This is a genomic window from Bacillus sp. FSL M7-1020 (assembly GCF_038050415.1).
GTDB classification, from domain to species: domain Bacteria; phylum Bacillota; class Bacilli; order Bacillales; family Bacillaceae_G; genus Bacillus_A; species Bacillus_A toyonensis.
This window is the reverse complement of sequence record NZ_JBBOTW010000004.1, coordinates 50673-72153: the sequence shown is the minus strand read 5'-3', so window position 1 is coordinate 72153 and position 21481 is coordinate 50673. Positions and strand designations below refer to the sequence as shown.

Sequence of the window (21481 nt, the reverse complement as noted above, 5' to 3'; positions counted from 1 at the left end):
ACAGATCCAGAGAAACCAACAGATCCAGAGAAACCAACAGATCCAGAGAAACCAACAGATCCAGAGAAACCAACAGATCCAGAGAAACCAACAGATCCAGAGAAACCAACAGATCCAGATCCAGAAAACCAACAGATCCAGAGAAACCAACAGATCCAGAGAAACCAACAGATCCAGAGATACCAACAGATCCAGAGAAACCAACAGATCCAGAGAAACCAACAGATCCAGAGAAACCAACAGATCCAGAGAAACCAACAGATCCAGAGAAACCAACAGATCCAGAGAAACCAACAGATCCAGAGAAGCCAACAGATCCAGAGAAGCCAACAGATCCAGAAAAACCAACAGATCCAGAGAAACCAACAGATCCAGAGAAACCAACAGATCCAGAGAAGCCAACAGATCCAGAAAAACCAACAGATCCAGAGAAACCAACAGAACCGGAAAAACCAACAAATCCAGAGAAGCCAACAGAATCGGAAAAGCCAACAAACACAGAGAAGCCGACAGAACCGGAAAAACCAACAAATACAGAAAAGCCAGTTCTGAAACAAAATGAAAAGATGGTAGCGAGTAAATAAAGAAAAAAATCAACTGATATTTTCAAAAAGGTACTCAAAAAAAGAGTACCTTTTTAATTTGAGAGGGGTCATATAAATGTTTGTTAATAGTGCAAATTTAGTACAAATTTCAAGTCTAGATAAAAGTTTAATGGTGGTAGGTCGAGTGGGAACAGGGAAAACGAGGGAATTGAAGAAAATGGCTTTAAGTTTATCAAAAGTATTAGTGTTAGATCCATTTAAGGAATACGAAGAATTAGAGAAGCAAACAGAAGGGCATGTAACTTTACAATATTTAGATTGTGAATCAAATGAAGAATATAGAGATTTTAAAATTACAGATGATGTGATAAATGTAGCTAAACAATTTGAATATGTAATTGTAGATGAAACCAATTATTTATGTCAGGAAAATTTTATATACTTTCTTCAACAAATGAAGGATTCCGATATAAAAGTAATAGCTAGTTTTCAACAAATGCCTTCAGATGCCCAAATTACTAAGGAATTTGGATATATTATATCTTTAGATGTAACGAATGATTTCGATAAGATAACAGAGTATGAAAAATATAATTATGATTCGGGATTTGGCTTGAAAAAGTAATACGTGTGGCTAGATTGAACAGAGGTGATGCTTTGATATGTATAGTGAAAAGATATCAATCAAATATAAATTAGCTGAAAAAGAAGTACTCATTCCATTGAGTGCTTTTTTGTTTGTTGGAATGTTTTTGATCGCTAATTTTTTACTCAACTTATCTTTAGAGCTGATAGAAACAACATTTAGTGATTTATTACATCCTAAACCATTTCATATGGAGGTAGGATTTCTTTTTCAGATGCCAATTGCAGAACATCCAATTTACTACTTGCTTGTTTTCCTTGTAGTGATTGGAACCATTGCAAGAACAGTGTACAAATTGAAATCTTCCTTTAAAAACCTAAATAATCATCAGAAAGGGTCTAGTCGTTTTACAACAGTTGAAGAGTTGAAAAAGCAATACCGAGCTGTACCAGATCGAGAAGAATCATTTAAAGGTGGCGGTGGTGTTGTTATCTCACGATTAGGTGACAAGGTATTTATTGATGATAGTCCGGTAAATAATTTAATTATCGGTACAACACGCTCTGGTAAAGGGGAAACCTTTGTATTTCCTACAATTGATGTCTATTCTAGAGCGGAACATAAACCATCCCTAATTTTTAATGATCCAAAAGGTGAGCTCTTCAGTGCATCGAAAGAAACACTGGAAGAGCGAGGGTATCACATTGAAGTTTTGAACTTGTTAAAGCCACTTGATTCCATGAGTTATAACTTATTGCAGCTTGTAAAAGATGCCTATAAAGAGGGAGACTATTCAACGGCCCAGGCACTATGTAAAACACTCTCACACACTTTGTTTTATAAACCAGGTGTTAAAGATCCTTTTTGGCAAGATTGTGCTATGAGCCTATGCAACGCTATGGTTTTAGCTATAACAGATAAATGTATTGCAGAAGGAACAGAAGAAAAAATAACGATGTATGCAGTAGCTAACATGTTATCAGAACTTGGTTCGAAAGAAATAATAATTGATCCAGAGGAACCACCTAAAAATGCATTAGATTTATACTTTGAAGGCTTACCAGCGGATAGCGTTGCGAAAATGCAATATGCAACTTCTAATTTCTCAAAAGGGCAAGCAAGAGGTGGGATTTTCACTCAAACAATGAACGGACTTTCTATTTTTACATTTGATGAAATCGCTAAAATGACAGCGAAAAATAGTGTGGATTTAAAACGTGTCGGTTTTGGAAAAACGATAAAAGGAAAAGTGACACCTAGAAAACGAGTGGAAATTGTATTTTCAGATGGCTCAAAGGAGTCTATCAAAGCAGATATTACAGGACGTTTTGCATTAGATTTTAAACAATCAATACAAGTTGGAGATACCATTCAATGTAATGAAAAGGAAAATCCTCAAACGAAAACATCTATTATTGTTACAAAAATAGATAAAAAAACGGGTCATACAGAATTTAAAGTAATAGAAGAAAATGAAGATATGGAAATAACAAAAGTGGATTATTTCGATAAACCAGTGGCTATTTTTATGATTACACCAGACTTTGATTCTTCGAATCATGTGATTGCTTCTATTTTTGTAAGGCAGCTTTATTTTATATTGGCAAAGGGTGCCTCCCTCGCTCGTGGAGGGAAATGTCACCGTGAGGTGGTTTTTTGCCTGGATGAGTTTGGTAATATGCCAAGTATTGAAGGAATGGCGAATATTATCACGGTTTGTCTTGGTAGAAATGTTCGCTTTAATCTTATCATTCAAGCATATTCACAATTAAAAAATAAGTATGGTGAGGATGCAGATACGATTGATGGAAACTGTGGGAATACCATTTACATTCTAACTAACGATCAAGAAACCGCCGAAAAAGTGTCCAAAAAACTAGGGAATCAGACGATTAACCTACCTTCTCGAAGCGGAAAAGGTCTTTCTACTGATAAAAATAAAACGGAAGGTCTAGATCAACGCCCACTGTTAACAGCAAATGAACTTATGAATTTTAAAGAAGGAGAAAGTACCGTTATTCGTGTTATAAAACGTCAGGATAATAACAGAAAACGGATCAGACCTCGCCCGATTTATAATACGGGAGAAACAGCCTTAAAATACAGATGGGAGTACTTAGGCGTAGAATTCGATACAGATAAATCTATTTTAGATATAGATATTGATTCCCTACATGATGACGTAAATCCAAATTCACTCATTGTAGATTTTTTAGGAGAAAGAAAGGAAAAACCATCAGAGCCGGAACAGGAAGATTTGCCACCAGTAGAGACACAGCAGCCAATAGAAGAAGCAACCATGATGGGAATTGATGAAGAAATTCCCGAGGAGGCGTTTCAGCAGGAAGATAGCCCGTTTGATTCTCTCTCCATTGAAAATTGGAAGGAAAAAACGGTTAATGAATTTTTTGAATCTGATTTAGCGGTTTTGAAACTGGTTGATAAGTTCTTTATAGCACAGTTAGGCAAATCAATAGATGAGGTTGAAAATCAAGAAATGGGCGAGTTTTACAGTGAATTTCAAATGTTAGCTCACAATGACCACATCGACAAAAGTGTTTATCAAGCAGTCGAAAACAAGATTAATCGAATTTTGCGTGACTTAGAAGAAAAAGAACAAGTAACAAGTTAGAAAGCACTCAAATGATTGAGTGCTTTTTTGAATCCAAATATAAAGGAGGAAGAGGGAATGTGTGTACCGACAATAACGGATAAAATGCAATTGATTTTAGATAGTTACTCGCCATTTGTAACAGAAGAAAATGAGGTCATTCTTGGTCTAGAAGATGCGGTTCTTTTCCTTTCAGTAGATCGGGAACAAAAAGGGAAATTGATTATTCGTATCGACAGACTAAATGAGAGAGTGAATTGGACAGCAAAAGAAGTATTAGGACAATAGCAATTATGAGAGGAGGGTAAATAGTGAAAGATGAAGAGATTTTAAAGGTTTTAGAAACGTTCTCGGATTATCTCCAAGTAGGAGACATCGTGAATTATGTATTGCGTTGGCTAGGATGGTTCCTAATTGTAGGCTTATCTTTAGTTGTAGATGCTTTAGAAGGTGTGACAGATGCCATACTGGGGATTAAGGGGTTCTTTAATTCACCAGAAATACAAAATTTTGTTGATATGTTATATCCATTGTTTGTCGTTCTTTTAGCCATATCGTTTTTATATATTGGCTACATGTTCATTATGAACAAACAAATGAACCGTTCTCAAATTATCATCAATATTTTCATAACACTGAGTGTACTTTGTTTATTAAGTACGGGTATGACAAAGGTTGATAAGTTCACCGATGATGCCATAGCAGTTGTAAAATCAGAACAAAAAGGTTCCTTAAGTGATGAAATTATTAAGAAAAACATAACAGATATTGCAGTAATAGATCAAAATGGATGGAAAAAGAAAGAAGATTTGAATCCGAAAAATAATATTCCTGAAAAAAATATTAGACAAATAGATATTACAGAAAAAATTGATTCCGATTTCAAATTTACGAAAGACAAGGATTTATCAGATGGTGGTCAAAAAATCCTACAGAATAAAAGGGTGATGGATGCATTAGGAGTTGCATCTTTAGCTGAACTAAAAGATGGTTGGTTTGATTTCTTTCCAGAAAAGTATTATCGCTGGCATTGGAATTTTTGGAATATATTCTTTACTTTACTGATAACAGGATTAACTTTGTTATTGGTAAGTATTAAATTAGCTAGATTATGTTATGAATTAGCATTTAACTATTTGTTAGCCAACATATTAGCACCAGCGGATGTTGCGAATGGTCAAAAGTTAAAAGCTGTATTATCTAATATCCTTAATATATTTATAGCAACGATTATGATATTCCTATCTTTGAAGCTATATATAATGGGAACAGCGTTTCTCCATGACAAATTAAATGGTGTACCGTATCTGATTGCATTAGCCGCATTTAGTATGGCAGTTCTAGATGGCCCGGCAGTCGTAGAAAGACTATTTGGAATAGATATTGGTTTAAAGAGTAGTTGGGGCATGTTAGTAGGTGGTTACGCACTTGGTAAAGGAATCGCTGGTCTTGCAAGTTCAAAACCAATGAAGGGTCTCGGAAATATGATTGGAAAAGGAGCGAAAGGTGCAGCGCAAGGAACTGGTGTTGCAGCGGCTAAAACCGCAAGTGCGGCAGCGATGGCAACAGGTGGAATGGCTGGTCTCATAAGTGGCTTGAAAAATGGAAATGAATCTGAAAATAAAGATTCATTGCAAGATCAAATGAAAAAAGCTGATGAGAAGAAAGCAAATGGAAATGATTTAGCAAATAAGGAAAAAGAAAAAGGTAACTTAAATAAGGAAAAAGATAAAAAGAATGGTGGTACGCCATCTATTCAAGAAGACATGAAAAAAGGAGGGAACGAAAACCCAGGGATAGCGAATGGGCAAGAATCAGGTACTACAAGCCTTCAAGATGAAATGAAAGAAGCTGGAAAAGCAAATGGAACAAGCGCAGGGAATCAAACACCAGGAACAGTAAGACAAGGAGCAAGTGAAGGAAATCCAACAGCAGGAACAGTAAGACAAGGAGCAAGTGAAGGAAATCCAACAGCAGGAACAGTAAGACAAGGAGCAAGTGAAGGAAGCCAAACACCAGGAGGCGTAAGACAAGGAGCAAGTGAAGGAAATCCAACAGCAGGAACAGTAAGACAAGGAGCAAGTGAAGGAAGTCAAACAGCAGGAACAGTAAGACAAGGAGCAAGTGAAGGAAGTCAAACAGCAGGAACAGTAAGACAAGGAGCAAGTGAAGGAAGTCAAACAGCAGGAACAGTAAGACAAGGAGCAAGTGAAGGAAGTCAAACAGCAGGAACAGTAAGACAAGGAGCAAATGAAGGAGGTCAAACACCAAGCCCGGCACCAGTAGAAGTATCAAGACCAGTACCAAGTGGAGGAAGCCCGGCACCAATGGAAACACCAAGATCAGTGCCAAGTGGGGGAAGCCCGGCACCAGTAGAAGCATCAAGACCAGTACCAAGCGGAAGTAGCCCGGCACCAATGGAAACACCAAGATCAGTGCCAAGTGGGGGAAGCCCGGCACCAGTAGAAACACCAAGATCAGTACCAAGTGGAGGAAGCCCGGCACCAGTAGAAGCATCAAGGCCAGTACCAAGCGGAAGTAGCCCGGCACCAATGGAAACACCAAGATCAGTGCCAAGCGGAAGTAGCCCGGCACCAGTAGAAACACCAAGATCAGTACCAAGTGGAGGAAGCCCGGTATCAGCCGACAATGTAACGGTGACACATAGTAGCCCAATAACTCCTTATGAAAGTGATAAGGAAGTGGCAGCAAGTAGCAGTCAGGAAACACGGACATTAGGACAATATACAACTGATAAAGTTAAAAATACAACATCATCCGTGAAACAAAAGGTAAGAGGAGTACAAGAACGCATTCATAATTCTGAAACGGTACAGAATACAAAGCGTTTTTATCAGATGGGGCAAAACACGGGTAAAAGTTGGAGAGATATTGTAAACAAAAATAAAAATAATACAGATAAAAAATAAGCGTACGATTACGCTTATTTTTTATTGTCGAAAAGGAGGGAATCCCGATGAGAAGCTATCGGATTCCGAAGGAAATCAGTACAGAATTACGGATTAATAAAGTGCTTTATTTAATAGATTTCTTTTTATTAATTGGCTTATTAGTTGTAACGATGATTCTTAGGAATTTTGTACATGATTCCTTTCAATTACCATTTGTTATTTTCATGGCAGTTATTGCAATTATCATGATTTGGCGACCAAGTACGAATCCTCAAAAACGAATGTATGAAGTGTTGATTATTACATTGCTAAGAAGAAAAGGTGCATATTGCGCCATTGATAACGATCAATAAGGGAGGGATCACATATGGCGTTATTCAGCGAAAAAGATGTAGAGAAAGAAGAACTAAAACAACTAGAAAGACCAAAGAAAAATACATTTCGATTTAACGAAAAAAATGTAAAAGAATCAATTTCTGAACCAAAAGAAATTGTGAAGGTGGTACCCGACAAAAAGAAAGAAGAAAAAACAAAGGTAGAACCAAAAGTAAAAAAACAGAAGAAAGAAAAGCCAAAGAAAGACGTTTCGAAAAAGAAAAATCCAAAACTGTTAGGTTTTTTATCTAGAAAAAAGAAAGAAACACCACCAAAGGTAAAGAAAAGTATTGCGGAAATTATGCAAATTGTAGACATGACAGAGGATGGCATATTTGAACTGAAAAATGAGGAGTTTTTAGAAATTCTTCAAGTGGAAGGTGACGATATGTTCTCTAAAAATAGCGACGAACAAGCATTTGTTATTTTCTCACATGCTTATTTTTATCAAGCCTACAAACAGTCTATTAAACTCGTTTTTTTAAACTTTCCATGTCAAACAACTGAACAACAACGTTATATAGAGAAGAAAATTAAAGAATGTACCAGTCCTTTGTATGAACGAATTTTAAATCAAAAGTTAAAAGAACTGCAGTTTTTAGAATGGGGCAGAACAAATCGGGAAGCCTTCTTATTTATTTACGGAGAAACGGAATTAATCGTAAAAGAACGTGTGGATGCAGCAAAGCGGTATATTAAACGCTCTACCGAACTATTAGATGTGGATGAAGAGAAAAAGTTAGAGCTTATGTTTAAATTGTTTAATCAAAATGCAAAATTGGGAACGAAAAATATATGGTAGTAAGGGGGAAACAAGATGTTTGCGTTCAAAAGTAAAAAATCCAAAAAGGAAAAACAAGAAGAACTAAAAAAGAAGAAAGGTTACAACCCTTATTTAGTGGCTAGAGTTCAGCCACAAGGGGGAATCAGCTTTAAAGAAAGCTATGTGCAAACAGGTGATGGATTTGCTACTTGTATTCATGTTTTTGACTTTCCAACAGAGGTAAATGATTTTTGGTTAGAGCAAATTATGAATATGCCCAATGTGATTACGACATTAGATGTCATGAGTGATGACCGAAAAGAAGTCGTTGAATCGATTAATAAATCCATGAGTGAACAAAGCGTTCGGCATGATACAGCAAAGGATAATATAGATCGGATTGATGCGAAAAATGAATTTTTAGAGTTGGAAGCTCTCTATACGGATTTGAAACAAGGTGAGGTCATGAAACGTATTCATATCCGTATCTATGTTTCCGCTAGAACGTTAGATGAGTTAGAAAAACAAGTAAAAGAAATCATGGAAACATTAGAGTCTTATAACTTTCGTGGAGCTGTTTTTTTAAATGAACAAGAGTATGAGTGGGATGCACTCGTAACGAGCTTTGATACACAAAAAAATTATGTGAACCGAAGAAAAGGGAAAGAAATTCCGGCAGTCAGTTTGGCTGGTGGGTGTCCGTTTCATTATTCTTATTTGCACGATCCATACGGTACGTATTATGGAACAACGAAAACAAAAGGAAATGTTATTTTTGATATTTTTCATAAAGACGAACAAAGAAAGTTTTATAACGGTGTAATGATTGGAAAGCCTGGTGCTGGAAAATCAACATTACTAAAAAAGAAATCAGTAGACTATGCAAGTAAAGGTCATTTTATTCGTATTTTTGATATTGTAGGTGAATTTGAGGAAACAGTACGTGATCTGAACGGGAAAACAATTGCATTAGATGGTTCACAAGGTCAAATTAACCCACTTCAAGTATATAAGACAGCAGAACTTGAAGAAGTTAGTTTCACTCAACATTTATCTAAATTGACAATTTTTTATCGATTCATTGCGCCAGAAGCAAAAGATGATGAAATTAAAGAATATGAAAATTTGCTTCGTAAATTATATATTCGAATGGGATTATGGAATGACGAAAAAGGAGCGAAAAATGAAATTACAACAAGAAAACCAAAAGAATATCCTATTTTCTCTGACTTTTTAATGTTTGTTCGCAAAGAATTATATCAAGATGTAAAAGCTAAAAAACATCATGATAATTTAGGAGACAGTAGAATTCATCGTTTAGAATTAATTGAATTAAATCTTACGAATTTAGTAGAAGCATATGCACAATTATTTGATGGACCTTCTACAATTGAAGATTTCAAGAAAGAACAAGTTGTATCGTTTTCCTTACGAAACATTTCAAATTTTAAACCGGAAGTATTCCAAGCACAAATTTTTAATGTTTTTAATTTAATATGGGATGAAATGATATCCAATGGTGCGCCACAATTAGAGGCATATACGAAACAACAACTTGCTTTTGAAGATGTAATTCGTTATTTCATTATTATTGACGAGGCGCATCATATAATAAACACGAAAAAAGAAAGCGCTCATGCCCTACAATTTTTAACGAAATTTAGCCGAGAAGATCGAAAATATTTTGCAGGTCTTTTATATGCAAGTCATACAATTCGAGATTTTGTACCGGAAGGATCTTCACAAGAAATGATTGATGAAATTAAAAAGCTATTTGAACTTACACAGTACAAATTTATTATGCAGCAAGATAATAACAGTTTAGATATGTTACGAAAAGTATTTGCAGGACAGTTAAGTGAAAGTGAAATTGCAGCGATTCCACATTTACCAACAGGGGATGTCATTTTAAGTATTGGGGCTGTAAAAAACATTCACTTCCATGTAGAAGTAACAGATGAAGAATTGATGTTATTCGGGGGAGGTGCTTAATACCATGCATCTAGTTTTAAAGGTTATACCAAAGAAATGGCTCATCACTTTAGCACTACTTGTGATGGGTCTTTTTTCTTTTCTTTTACTTGGAATCTTAAGCATTTTTATTGCAGCAATGGGGAGCGATAGTGGAACAGACACGGGTGATATTACCTATACAGGTGAAGGGCAAGTTATGAATGTTTCACCCGAAGTTTTAAAATGGGAGCCAACGATTCGGAAGTATGCGAAAGAGTTTGGTGTGGAACCGTTTGTCGCTTTAATGCTTGCACAAATGATGCAAGAGAGTGGAGGTCGAGGTAGCGATCCAATGCAAAGCTCGGAAGGTGCATTTAATACGAAATATTGTAAATCACCAAACTGTATTACAGATCCAGACTACAGTATTTGGGCTGGTGTACAGGAGTTTAAACATGCGATAGAAAGAGCCGGAGTAACGAGTCCTGGAGACATGGATCATATCAAAACAGCCCTCCAAGCTTACAATTTTGGGACAGGATTTTTCGATTTTATTGGTGCAAATGGTGGCAAATATACCAAAGAACTAGCAATTAAATTTTCACAACAACAATATCAAAAAGTGAAACATACGGGGATGTATCGTTGTGTAAGGCCAGAGATGATACCCTACTCCGCGTGCTACGGCGACGCGCTTTATGTTGATGCTGTTTTGAAATATTATCAGCCGGGTTCTGTCGTTTCTGGTGGTGGAGGAAATCCAGGAAGTGGAGGAAGTAGCGGTTCAAAAGTTGCCGATGTAGGTCGCCAATGGATAGGGCGTTCTACCTATGTATTTGGTGGAGGACGTAACACAAATGACATCGCAAGAGGGATTTTTGATTGTTCAAGTTTTGTACGCTGGGCATTCGAACAAGTAGGGATGTATACCAGTCCGATAGGAGCTGTAAGCACGGAAACATTAAATAAAATCGGTACAAAAGTATCAGCAAATGATATGAAACCGGGTGATGTTATTTTCTTTGATACCTACAAACATGACGGACACGTTGGCATTGTAATTGATAAGAATACTTTCATAGGATGCCAAACGAATAAAGGTGTTTCTATTGAAGATTTAAATAATCCGTATTGGAAAAAAGTCTTTTCTGGTCATGTAAGAAGGTTCTAAAAACCGAAGGAATGGGAGACTGAAAGAATGAAAGATAAACGAAAATTTTTGTTTATTGTGTTTGTCATTTTAGTTGTAGGTGTGACAGCTTTTAATATCTATTTGAGCAAAAAGTCAATGAGTGATGGCAAAGAAAAACAGTTAAAACTTTCAAATGAATTACTAACAAAACAAAATGAAGACTTAAAAAAACGACTGGATAAGGTACTTCCTTCCGCACAGGAACAACAGAGAAGGGCGTACTTATCGCTAGCCGAAACATTTATACAATTATCATTTCACAGAGAAAAAGAAGGGTACAGCGAGCGAAAAGAAAAGGCAAAATCCATTATGAGCGAAGAACTTTTACAACAATTCTATCCGACTGACAAATACGAATTAGGAGATACGTATAAAACAAAACCAATAGAAATGAAGTTTTATTTACAAGAAAATGAACCCGATAAAGAGGAGGTAAATGTGCTAGCTGAATTTATAAATGTCACGACAGATCCAACGCAAAACCGAGAAGAAAAAGTAAACAATGTGTTGCGAATCATCATGAAAAAAGATAAGGAAACATGGCGAGTTACAAGTGTGGAAGAACTAAATATGAAAGTTTTATAACGAAAAAGGTGGGGTGAGAGTGTGATAGGTGCAATTGGGAAAAAGAGTGAAAGAATCAATCTAAGAAAAAATAAGTCGTGGGTCTACCTAACAATTATCAGCTTTCTATTTTTTGGTTTTTTCGCATTCTTGACATCTAAAATTTACATGCCAAACGATGAAAAACTATTTCATACAGAGACAAATAAAGTAATTAAGTTGTCGGGTATGGGGAAATTGATTGTAGAAAAAAGGGAATACAATCCACACAAAAACTTTATACAAATTTACTTTCGATTAGAAGGATATGAGGAAACAGGATATACATTTAAGGCACAGCAAAAAGCAAATCCAGGTGTTCAGTTACCTGTCAAAGTATTGTATGAAGAGAACGGAAAATACGTTGTAGAAGTAAAAGAGTTATCTCCGAATTGGGGAGCGTTAGCTTTCGATATTTACAATAAAAACGGTGAAAAAGAACAAATGGATATTCGTAAATTCACACAAGATGTTAATGAATATGAAGAAGAAAATGCAGCAACAAAAAGTCCGAATAAATTAGTTCAGACGATTTTTACCGATCAAAGTAAAACAAAAGCGAATGACGAACTGTTAGCTGAAGATAAAAAAACATATGAGTTAGATTTTATAGAAAGAGACAAAAAAGATATTGAAACAAAGATAAAAAAATATGGGAAAGCAATCAAACTGGAAGAGGAAAATGCGAAGACGGTTTATGAAAAAGTAAAAGAATTACAAGATGAAATGAAGTACCAAACGGAAGCAGAAAAAACGGAAACACAATCCAAAATAGCATCCTTAGAATCAAAAATAAAATCATCAGAAAAGAACGTTGAACTGTTTAAAGGAGAACAAAAAATTGCACGAGATAAGATCAAAAAATTAGAAGAAAAGGCACAAGAAATTAATAAAAAGTGAAAAAAGTCGTGTCGTGAGTGAGTCTACATCGAAGGATTTTGTATCGTGAGTGAGTCCACATCACGAAAAAATGAGTCGTGAGTGAGTCTACATCAGAAGAGTTTGTGTCGTGAGTGAGTCTACACCTAGAAGGTTTTCTTGTTCCCATCGTTTCGCTAGGCTCCGCCTAGCTTCACACCTTAGGTGGGAACAAAAACCCCTTATGCTCTTCTCACTATTTTTTGATCTCTACCCAGATTTGCAGAAAGGAGAGGGAAAAGTGGAAATTAGAATTAGAGAAGTAGATCCAATTGCCGTAAAGAAAATAGATGAAATTGCAAAGAGGAAAGGATTATCCCGGCAGAAATTTTTGAAAGACCAAATTGAAATGCTGGCATTTTTTCAGCAACAAAATAAAAGGGAAATGGAATTAGAAAATCTCATTGAAAAGAACATCCATATGATGAGTGATTGTTATAGCGCAATGGAAAAAATGAATGAGTTTATTCAAATGATGATGCAGGATGTTGAAAATGAGTAATGGGGTTCCTGTTCAGTCTTCCGTCACACCGGGTGTTGTTTTAAAAACGAAATTTGTGTTACCAAGTTCCGATGCGTTTCAGAACTATATTGAGTATGTAGATCGAGAGGAAGCGAAAAGTGAAGTGAAGCTGAATCCGAAAATGTTCGAAACGTATCAAGACTATATGGGGAATTCAGAAAAGACATCGGCACTATTTACGGAACACGCAAATCGTTTAACAGAAAGTGAAAAAAAGTCCTTAAAGGAAATGTTTAAAACCGCTCATGAAAATGGAAGTATCATGTGGCAAGATGTCATTTCTTTTCATAATCCCTGGTTAGAGAAACAAGGGATTTATGATGAGAAAACAAAAACATTGGATGAAAAAAAGTTAATGGATGTAACACGGCTTGCGATGAAGGAAATGCAAAAAAGAGAGGGGATAGAAAAAAGTTCAATCTGGTCAGCAGCTATTCATTTTAACACGGACAATATTCATATTCATGTAGCAACTGTTGAGCCATTTCCAACGAGAGAACGTGGTAAAAGAAAACCAAAAACATTAGATGCGATGAAGGGGAAAGTCGTAAATAATCTATTAGATCGTAAGCAGGAACAAAAACAAATTAATGATCTGATTCGAAATAATATGGTGGGAAGGAAAAAAGAGGATTCCGTTTTTGATTGGCGTAATCAACATCTGAAACCGTTGTTTTTACAAATCTATAAACAGTTACCAAGTGATAAAAGACAGTGGCAATATAGCTACAATACGATTCAACCATTAAAGCCGGAAATTGATAAATTAAGCAGTAGATATATTCAACATCATCATAAAAAAGATTACGATCAGTTTCTCCAAAAGTTAGATAAAGAAGTGCAAGTTTTTAAAGAAGCATATGGGGAAGGAAAGTATGATAAGAAGCAATATGAAAATTACAAGACGAATAAAATTAATGACTTGTATAAAAGAATGGGTAACGCCTTTTTACAAGAAATGAAGGCATATGATAAAGAACAAAAGAGAATCCATCACATGAAAAAATCAAAGCCGTTTCAAAAATTTCAACAGAATGTATCTATTCAGTATTCTATGAGAAAAGTGGAACGTGCTTTTAAAAGTGAATATGAGAGTTGGAAGAACCAAAAGTATTATGAGCGTATGCAAAAAGAAAGTGCATATCAAAATGAGAGGGGTTATTAAATGAAGGACTTTCGTATGCAAATTACATTGGATGAGGAAACAGATACGTATATTAAAGATTACATGGAAGAACACAACATCAGATATAACGGTGAAGCAATTGTTAGGATTTGTAGAGAACATCAAGCATCAAAAAATACAGAATGGTCATTGAATTATATTTCCGAAATTGTATCAAAGAATCTACACGATGTGTTGAAAAGTGAACTAACAAAAATTCGTCTTGGTGCAAATAGTGCGGATAGAAATACGCAAATTTTAATTGAGTTATTAAATGGTTATTTCTTTTTAGAGGGCGTAGATAGCCTTATTACGACTGATAAACAAGAGATGGGAAGTGTGAAGATAGCAAAAGAAGTTGTAGCGGAAAGGATTAGTCATGCAAGACAAAAACGTATAGATCATGAGGCATCAAAGAACAATGTGACGTAAGCTACATTGTTTCTTTTTATAAAAAAAACAGGAGGTTAGTAGGATGTTATTATTTCATGAAGATATCGCATTAGGGGTCATTAAAGAGGTTGGAGAAGGTGAACTTGTTTTACTTGTGAAAGAGGAAGAACTAACAATCAAAATTACACGAGAACAAGAGGAAGAACTTGCAGTCCATGTCATGAATCAAGAAAATATGTTAGTTCCGGTTAATGTAAAAACTCATGAGCTTTTCTTTGATACAGCTGAGAGATGGAATGAAGAAGAAATGGAGGAATTACAAAAAGCGAGTGAAAGAGTAGGAGAAGATCATGAGTAAAAGTTATAAGAAAAAGTATCAAACGAAATCACCAGAAGAAAAGAAAGAAGCGGTGCAAGCTTTAACAAAAAAGATGGAAAAAAGCGTAGAAGGTTATTTTCGTACACCGGAAGATTTAAAAGAGTATTTAACTTTTATGGCAAAGTTTTATCACTATTCACCATCTAATATTTCATTAATACAAAGTCAATTCCAGGGAGCCAGTGCAGTTGGTTCCTTTTCTTTTTGGAAAGAAAAAGGATTTCCGGTTAAGAAGGGTGAGAAAGGAATAAAAATCCTTGTTCCAAACCGAACTGTAGCAAAATTTAAGGAGAAAGAAGGCACTTGGAAAACAGTAACTAAAGCAAATGAGCAAGAGAAAAAACAAATTGAATCTAAAAGCGTAGAAGTGAAACCAGGTCGCTTATATTTTGCTGTCGGTCATGTGTTTGACCTGTCTCAAACAAACGCAAAAGCGGAAGATCTACCTCGTATTTTTCCGAATCGTTGGCTAGAAGGGAGCGTTACGGATTACCAGAGTTTGTATAAAGGAATGGAAGCCATTGCGGAAAAAAACGGTGTAAAAATTATTGAGCCGAAGCAAGAACTTGGGGTCGCAAAGGGAGTTAGTTACACCTTAACAAAAGAGGTTGCTTTGAATCCACGAAACAGTGAATTGCAAAATGTAAAAACCTTACTTCATGAATTGGCACATGCCAAACTTCATACCGCGGAGACGCATATGAATTATACAGCACCAGAAAAAGAGTTCCAAGCAGAAATGACAGCTTATGCCGTTTCTTCTTATTTTGGGATTGATACAAGCGAATATTCGTTAGGATATTTGGCGAGCTGGACGCAAGGAAAAGAAATAAAAGATAAAACGAAGTTGTTGAAAGAAGTACATGAAACCTCCATTGAATTCATCGAAACGATTGAAAGTAGTTTGGAAAAAGAAAAACAACAAATAAATGAAAAAGAGGTGGGAAGTATGGAAAAAGGAAATGAAAAACAGGATGAAAAGAATATTTTATTGGTGGAATTTATGAGTCTGAGTAATACGACACAAGAACTCGTTTCCGTTACCCAGTTAAGGGAGCAAGTAGATAAAAATCGAGCGTTTGAGCCTGTAGAAGGTGCAGAAAAATTGAGTGATAAAGAATTTATCGAGGCATTTAATGAGGCTAATCAAGAAAAGTATGCAGCACTAAATCAAGATGAAATAAATCGTCCAACTATGTTAGTTCAGTGGAGCGAAAACGAAAATTTTAAAGGTAGTCAGTTGATTCCATTTGGAGAGGCCAATGAAAAAATGGCTGAAGTCATTAAAAATATTGAAAAAGCAAAAGAGGAAGCAAGAGAAAGGGATGAATACGTACCATATGATAAAACTCGTTATCATATTGCCATTCCAAAAGAAGTAGATAGAGATTTTGGGAGAATGGAGCTTGTGAGTATGGATCGTTTGGATATGGGGGATGGGGACTACAAGACACCGTATGAACAAGTATTAAACGAGAAAAGGTATTTATCGGATGAAGTAAAACAAGCTTTACGAGATGAAGTGATGAATTATAGAAATAACAAAGAAATACCGATGGAAAAAGCACAGGAAAGTACATTAGAAAAATCAAAAGAGGCACCCAACCACTTAGTTACAATTGAAGTGTTAGCAAACGGTATACAAGATGAAGAACTGGCAAGAATCCACATGATGGATGCAGTTACGAAAGATATCAATTATTTGTCTGTATGGAATCAAGATAAAACAGATCGGGACGATTTATACGTTTCCCTAATGGAAAAGAACGGGAAACGAGAAAATGTCTATTTAGATAACATTTTGAAACCAGATCTATATGAAAAGGTTCAGAGTTCTATCTTTGATGAAAGAGGGAATTTGTCATTTGTTGTTTATGAAAAAGATGCAAATATGAGTCTAGATGAAATCGTAAAAGATGAACGATATGGACTCTTAGTTGATAAAGCGGAGGGACAAAAAGATTACTCATTTAATGAAAAAGAAGTGGAATTATATAAAGAAATGAAGACAGATGGATATGCACCTATTGTCTCTTTAGATCAACAAATTCAACCTTCAAAAGAAAAGGAGCCAACTACGTTAGATAAGGATTTAAGCCGAAAATTCGAAGCATACAGACGTTCACAATATGAAGAAACACCAGATAATATTGATAGTATTGTCACTCGTGTAAAAGCTGAAGAACGGTATTATACAACGAAATATGTTTCGATTGATAATGAGCTAGTAAGCCAGGAACACGTTGTGAAATTAGAAAACCAAGTGGATGAGAAGCTTGGGAAAGAAGGAATAACGATGAATCAGTCTACAACTTCAAAGGAAATGGAGTTTGATAAAAAATTTCAGCCATTGAACGGAAAACAAATGAACAACAAGGAAAAAGAAAAGGAGCGAGAGCCTATTGATCCAGGTAATGTAGACCAGTCAAAGGTTACAAAGAAATTAAGTAGAAAAAAGGAAACAATGGAAATGGAACGATGAAAAATTTTATAACAGGAAAACCAGATTGAATCATTTTTTGTTACTCAATTGAGAAAACGGAAAGTGATTTTTTTATGTCTATAAATGAAAGAGGGTACATGTAAAAGCCCTCTTTCTTGTTTTTAGAACGAAAGGAGTGAAAAAGAATGGGAAACATTGTAGAAATCGTAGACATTGAATACAAGGGCGTTTGGGCAGAAAAAGGAGATCCAAAAGAGCTTGTTTCTATTTCTTTATCTAACGAAGAAATTCAAGCCGTTCGTGAATTGCTGTCGGAACCAAAAACATTATATGTGGAGGCTCGCCAACTAAACACGAATTTCGTACGGTAAGGAATTTTTAAGTTAAAAAAATTAGTTTTACCGCACTTTAACAAAGTCCCATAAATGACATTTAATGTTTGTTATAGGACTTTGTTTTTGATAATGAGTTTTGGAGCTGGATTTTGACTGTATTTCTTTCAGTTTTATTAGAACTAAATAGAATTCCTTAAACGGTCGTTTGTGGGACTCATTTAGAATGGATATTTATGTTAAAATCTAAAATAGATTATGAAGAAAAGCGCTTAATCTTAACAGAAGTTGTTGGCTTAAAAACGCAATTATGTTAAGTAAAGAATTATCTAATGAATAGGAAGATTTAAAGGGGATGCTTATGAAAGAAGTTAATTTGAATACGATTCATCCATCTATTAGGAAACTCTTATCCTTTGCTACATCAGATTTTAAAGTTGAGAAAGAATACGAAAAATATTTAAAGTTATTAAACCGAAAATTATATAGTTTTGAACTTGAAGGAGAAATCGTTGGCTGTATGGGTATTGAAATTAATAGTGAAAAAGAGTGTGAAATCAAGCATATTGCAGTATCTTCATTTCAACGAGGTAAGGGTTTTGGCAGTGCTATGATTAATTATGTATCTAATAAATATTCATTGATTTATGCTGAGACGGATAATGATGCAGTGGATTTTTATCGGAAATACGGTTTCGAGATAACAAGTTTAGGTGAAAAGTATCCAGGTGTAGAACGTTTTCTATGTGAATTTAGAAACTAATTATCTTATTGAACTTAATGTGGATTAAAAATAAAGTTGTACTGTTTTGCTGCACTCAATATTAAGCAACAACATAAAAAGGCGATTCCTTAGCGTACAGGAAATCGTCTTTTTCTTTATAAAATTTTGCTTAGCGTACGAAATTCGCGTTTTGTTGGTGCTATCCCGAAAGGAGTGAATGACATGAATGTATGGCTGTTTGCAGGCTGTATGTTCCTTGTATCTGTCTTTTTGAACGCGTTGCTATTATTCGGTCAGATAATGGTGAAAAAGCGGAGAAATAAGAAATGGAAGCGTGAAACTGAAATTACAGATTAATAGGAGGTATTACGTATGGGGAAAACATTGTTTATTGCTGAAAAGTCGAAGGTAGCTGTTGAATTATTAAAATCACCTAGATTTAGAAACTCACAAAGATATCCAGGGAGCAAGCCTTATTATGGCTACTATGAAAATGAAAATTACATTATTAGTTGGTGCCGGGGGCATTTATTAGAACTAAAACATCCGGAGGAGATGGACGAGAGGTACAAAGAATTTAAATTTGATCACTTGCCAATCATTTTAGAGCCGGAATATAAAGCGAAATCGGATAGTCTTGAACAAATTCAAATATTAATTAAGCTTTTAAATCGTCCCGATGTAGATCATGTGGTCAACTCCTGTGATGCAGATAGAGAAGGTGAGCTTATCTATCGTGAGATAGTTGAACATGCAGGTGTGAACAAGCGAGAATCCCGTCTTTTTATTTCTTCCTATGAGGCCGCAGAATTAGAAGGAGCATTAAACCGATTAGAACCAGGAACAGACTATGACGGGCTTGCTCAATCCGCTAAAGCGAGGCAATACCTGGATTATATTCTAGGAATTAATGTTACAAGGGGCTGTACATCTAAACTAGCAAGAAACCAATTCTTATTGGCTTCTGGTCGTGTTCAAATGTGTATCTTGAATGAAATCCGTCAGAGAGAAATCGCTATCCAAAACTATAAAGAACAAACCTATTACAATTTAAAGCTACTAACGGAAAATGGTTTATCACCAGTAATGAAAACAGAAGATCAACTGATAGATCCATCGCCACTACAAAAGCTTGGAGATAGCTTGAAAGAAACGAATGTAATCGTAACGGAATTTAAAGAGAGTACGAGAAAAAAGAAACCAAAATTACTATATAACTTAACGGATATCTACAAAGATGCTCACGCCAAACTGAAGATAAATGCGGAAACAGCAAAAAAACATATTCAAAGTTTGTATGAAGAAGGCTTTATCACATATCCTCGTTCTTCATCTAGGCACTTACCTACAGAACAAGTGGAACGAGTGAAGGAAGTAAGGGCAGCATTAGAAAAAAGCTCCTATACAAATCTTGTACAACAAGTAATCCCATCTTCTATTACAAAAAAACACACTACATTTAATGATGAATTAGTCAGTAGTCACTTTGCCATTATCCCAACAACAAAATTATATGTCGGGACCAACCGAAATCCATTAGAAAAACAGTTATATGACTTAATTGTAAAACGATTTATCGGGAATTTTATGAAACCAGCAATCTACCTGGTAAGAGAGGTACATTTTATAGATCAAGAGGGCAACACATACAGTACAAAAGAAAAGATCCTACAAGAGAAAGGATTTCTAAGTGTATTTCAAGAGGATATAGAAGAGGGATCAGTTGAAGCATTTCAGATACCTATTTTACGAGAAGGAGATTCTTTCAGAATCGTTCAGTATGACTTGATTGAGTCTCGAACAAAGAAACCAGCCTTTCATACGGAAAGTTCCATTTTGACCTTTATGGAGACGGCAGGGCGTAAATTAGATGATGAACATTTGAAAGAACTTATGAAAGGAAAACGGATTGGGACAGTCGCAACGGAAGAAACGTTTATTCCGAAACTGTTAGAGCGAAGCTATATTGATGTTACCAACAGTCAGATTCGAACCACTAATATTGGTCGTGCGTTTATAGATGCTTTTCCGGTAGATGAAATCAAAAATCCAGCTTATACGGCTGAAATGGAAGGGATGATCTACATGATCGAAAAGAAAGAAATGAAATATGAGGAATTTGTAGAGAAAACCAATACGTTTGTAAAAGACACGGTGGCACAATTAGGCGCAATGGATGATAAGGTGTCGGATAGCATTATTAATACCTGGAATCAGCAAATTGAAGTGTGCAAATGCCCTTGTAGAAAAGGAAAAATCCTTCATAAAGGCAATTTCTATGGTTGCAGTAATTATCCAGAATGTGAAATCTCCTTACCGAAAAAAATTAAAGAAAAAGCGATTCCCGAAGCGCAAGCGAAAAAGCTTTTTGAGGATAAAAAAACAGATCTTTTAAAAGGATTTAAGTCCAATGAGAAGGAGTTTTCCGCTTATTTAGTGTTACATGAAGGAAAAGTTAAATTTCAGTTCCCAACGCAAGAGGAGCTGTCATTTGGTAAATGTCCAAAATGTAAACAAGGGGATATGCTTCATCGTAAAACATTTTATGGTTGCACGGAGCATAAAAACGGATGTGATTTTATGTTACCAGCCAAGATGAAAGGGAAAGTGATACCTGGTAATCAGATGAAAAAGTTAATTCAGTATAAAACAACGGATTTTATCAATGGCTTTCAAGGAGAAAAGGGGGAATTTACAGCAGCTATCTATATGGAAGCGGACGGAAGTTTGAAATTCCGTTTTCCAACGACTGAAGATCGTACCATTGGCAAATGTCCATTATGTAAGAGTAGAGTTCTTGTAGGGAAAAGTAACTACTTATGCGAGAAATACAAAAAAGGCTGTGACTTCATTATTTTTGGTACATTCTCTGGTAAAAATTTAAGTAGTAACCATGTGAAAAAGTTATTAGAAAAGAATGTAACGGATCAGATCAAAGGGTTTATCTCAAACAAAAACGGGAAGAAATTTGACGCTCGTTTATCATACAGCGTACAGGAGAAACGATTAAAATTCTTATTTGGCAAATAAAAATTGAATGTATGTAAAAGAGGACTAGGAAACG

General features: G+C 35.5%; 19 protein-coding genes and 1 pseudogene. All 20 read left to right on the top strand.

The annotated features are described in order from the left end of the window. Positions 1-584: pseudogene (locus tag MHB70_RS30365) on the top strand (hypothetical protein); the annotation flags it as partial. A gap of 76 nt (positions 585-660) precedes the next feature. Then, entirely contained in the window at positions 661-1170 is a 510-nt protein-coding gene (locus MHB70_RS30360) for a hypothetical protein (RefSeq protein WP_000497919.1), read from the top strand. A gap of 37 nt (positions 1171-1207) precedes the next feature. Further along, positions 1208-3763, top strand: coding sequence for a VirD4-like conjugal transfer protein, CD1115 family (locus MHB70_RS30355; protein WP_061530250.1), 2556 nt, complete (start codon positions 1208-1210; stop codon positions 3761-3763). Between the two features lie 57 nt (positions 3764-3820). Beyond that, entirely contained in the window at positions 3821-4030 is a 210-nt protein-coding gene (locus MHB70_RS30350; protein WP_000338017.1) for a hypothetical protein, read from the top strand. Between the two features lie 23 nt (positions 4031-4053). Then, positions 4054-6672: a pLS20_p028 family conjugation system transmembrane protein gene (locus MHB70_RS30345; protein WP_341343715.1), complete on the top strand. Its 2619-nt coding sequence runs from the start codon at positions 4054-4056 to the stop codon at positions 6670-6672. 47 nt (positions 6673-6719) lie between these two features. After that, the gene (locus MHB70_RS30340; protein ID WP_001258275.1) at positions 6720-7007 is read left to right on the top strand and encodes a DUF5592 family protein; all 288 of its coding nucleotides are present in this window, start codon (positions 6720-6722) and stop codon (positions 7005-7007) included. Between the two features lie 14 nt (positions 7008-7021). Next, entirely contained in the window at positions 7022-7831 is an 810-nt protein-coding gene (locus tag MHB70_RS30335) for a hypothetical protein (protein WP_061530248.1), read from the top strand. Positions 7832-7846: 15 nt separating this feature from the next. After that, positions 7847-9784: a VirB4 family type IV secretion system protein gene (locus tag MHB70_RS30330; protein WP_000457228.1), complete on the top strand. Its 1938-nt coding sequence runs from the start codon at positions 7847-7849 to the stop codon at positions 9782-9784. A gap of 4 nt (positions 9785-9788) precedes the next feature. Beyond that, entirely contained in the window at positions 9789-10916 is a 1128-nt protein-coding gene (locus MHB70_RS30325; protein ID WP_061530247.1) for a bifunctional lytic transglycosylase/C40 family peptidase, read from the top strand. A gap of 27 nt (positions 10917-10943) precedes the next feature. Further along, on the top strand, positions 10944-11522 hold the full coding sequence (locus MHB70_RS30320) for a hypothetical protein (protein WP_061530246.1): 579 nt from the start codon (positions 10944-10946) through the stop codon (positions 11520-11522). Between the two features lie 21 nt (positions 11523-11543). Next, positions 11544-12440, top strand: coding sequence for a hypothetical protein (locus tag MHB70_RS30315; RefSeq protein WP_061530245.1), 897 nt, complete (start codon positions 11544-11546; stop codon positions 12438-12440). Between the two features lie 259 nt (positions 12441-12699). Then, complete coding sequence (locus tag MHB70_RS30310) at positions 12700-12960, top strand: hypothetical protein (RefSeq protein ID WP_002090361.1); 261 nt, start codon at positions 12700-12702, stop codon at positions 12958-12960. Then, positions 12953-14146, top strand: a complete 1194-nt coding sequence (gene mobP2 / locus MHB70_RS30305; protein WP_061530244.1) for a MobP2 family relaxase — start codon at positions 12953-12955, stop codon at positions 14144-14146. Before MHB70_RS30310 ends, mobP2 begins: the two co-directional genes overlap by 8 nt. Further along, positions 14147-14578, top strand: a complete 432-nt coding sequence (locus tag MHB70_RS30300; RefSeq protein WP_016107046.1) for a hypothetical protein — start codon at positions 14147-14149, stop codon at positions 14576-14578. 43 nt (positions 14579-14621) lie between these two features. Continuing rightward, positions 14622-14897 carry a hypothetical protein gene (locus MHB70_RS30295; RefSeq protein WP_061530243.1) on the top strand — a complete coding sequence of 92 codons (276 nt, stop codon included), beginning with the start codon at positions 14622-14624 and terminating at the stop codon, positions 14895-14897. After that, the gene (locus MHB70_RS30290) at positions 14890-17400 is read left to right on the top strand and encodes an LPD25 domain-containing protein (RefSeq protein ID WP_061530242.1); all 2511 of its coding nucleotides are present in this window, start codon (positions 14890-14892) and stop codon (positions 17398-17400) included. Before MHB70_RS30295 ends, MHB70_RS30290 begins: the two co-directional genes overlap by 8 nt. A gap of 146 nt (positions 17401-17546) precedes the next feature. Beyond that, positions 17547-17732: a hypothetical protein gene (locus tag MHB70_RS30285; RefSeq protein WP_061530241.1), complete on the top strand. Its 186-nt coding sequence runs from the start codon at positions 17547-17549 to the stop codon at positions 17730-17732. 322 nt (positions 17733-18054) lie between these two features. Further along, entirely contained in the window at positions 18055-18456 is a 402-nt protein-coding gene (locus tag MHB70_RS30280; RefSeq protein ID WP_061530240.1) for a GNAT family N-acetyltransferase, read from the top strand. A 183-nt stretch (positions 18457-18639) separates the two neighbouring features. Then, on the top strand, positions 18640-18774 hold the full coding sequence (locus MHB70_RS30275) for a hypothetical protein (RefSeq protein ID WP_268258758.1): 135 nt from the start codon (positions 18640-18642) through the stop codon (positions 18772-18774). Positions 18775-18789: 15 nt separating this feature from the next. After that, positions 18790-21447 (top strand): type IA DNA topoisomerase, encoded by a 2658-nt coding sequence (locus MHB70_RS30270; protein WP_061530239.1) that lies wholly within the window; start codon positions 18790-18792, stop codon positions 21445-21447. The last annotated feature ends 34 nt before the right edge of the window (positions 21448-21481 follow it).